At 47.0% G+C, this 1250-nt stretch carries 1 protein-coding gene; it reads right to left on the reverse strand.

The window, feature by feature from the left end:
• Nucleotides 1–1250, reverse strand: a 1250-nt coding sequence (locus tag CDH49_RS15480; protein ID WP_157805352.1) for a T9SS type B sorting domain-containing protein, incomplete at both ends; no start/stop codon positions are given.

The following is a 1250-nucleotide window of genomic DNA, read 5'->3' on the forward strand; positions in this document are numbered from 1 at the left end:
TCGCCCGATGGCAGCTCCTTTCCATTATAATTGCCGTCCCATAAATCCCCCACACGGAGCGTCGCTATCTTACGGCCGTACCTATCAAAGATATCGACCGTCAAATTGCCGTATTGGGTGGCACATCCCGGTCCCCAGCCCTCGGTAGCGGGCGTGAAATAGTTTGGTATGCACACGTCTATATATTCAAAGTACCGCGTTGCCGTTGCCGTACAGCCATAACTATCGGTTACCGTGACCGTATAGTCCCCAGACCTGTAGATCAGGAACGTGTTGGTGCTTCCGTAATCCTCTCCGTTCAAGGTGTATTGATATGTTCCCGATCCGCCCGTGGTAACGGCAACGATCTCGTTCAGCCCGCCATCGGCCAATGCCAGCGCCAGTGGGTCATATTGCTCAATATCAAACCCCGGTGTCCTTTGGGTACAGCCATTGGTATGCCTTACATCAATGTAGTGCCCCAATCCCGATGGGACATTTACAAACACATTGCTTGACTGATAGGGCCCGCCATCCAAGGAATAATCCAAATCAGAAACGTCAGTTATACTGGCATCCACACTTACCGTTACGGTATTGGTCGATATATTGTCCACACATCCAAACTCAACGGCTACTTCAGGGTTTATCCTGACCGATTCCGGGAACGTGATGTTCCATTCAGATTCACAACCAAAACTGTCACGAATATAAACGGTGTGATCCCCTCCGCTTAATCCAGTAAAATCAAATAGTGTTTGGGTTGGCGAACCTGTAACATACGACCCATTAATATCATCCAAAGCCACACTATAGGGCAAGTTTCCTCCGGAAATATCGATACTGAACCCTCCATCCATATCACCTTCGCAAACCTCAGGGATTATTGAATTGGGTACAATGGTCAGTATAACTGGTGTTGGTTCATTAATGGTAAAATCAATAATAACAAAACATCCCAATTCATCTTGTGCAATGGCTTGATAGGTTCCTGGATATAGGTCTTCGAATATAGGTGTATCAAAAAATTGATTTAATTGTGGTGAAATGGCATATTTAATGATCCCGGTTCCACCTGAGGCATTAATCTCCAGTACGCCATCATTGGTCCCGTTACAGGTAATATCGTTTACCGTATAGGTAACCGATAAAGGTGCCGCAGGTTCAGTTATCGTAATGGTTGCCGATGTCGTCAAACAATCGCCGCTCTCCACCTCTACCTGGTACGTTCCCACTGTAAGCCCCGTAAATACGCCCGGACTGTTTTGGGC

Source organism: Confluentibacter citreus, assembly GCF_002807055.1.
In the GTDB taxonomy this organism is placed as follows: domain Bacteria; phylum Bacteroidota; class Bacteroidia; order Flavobacteriales; family Flavobacteriaceae; genus Confluentibacter; species Confluentibacter citreus.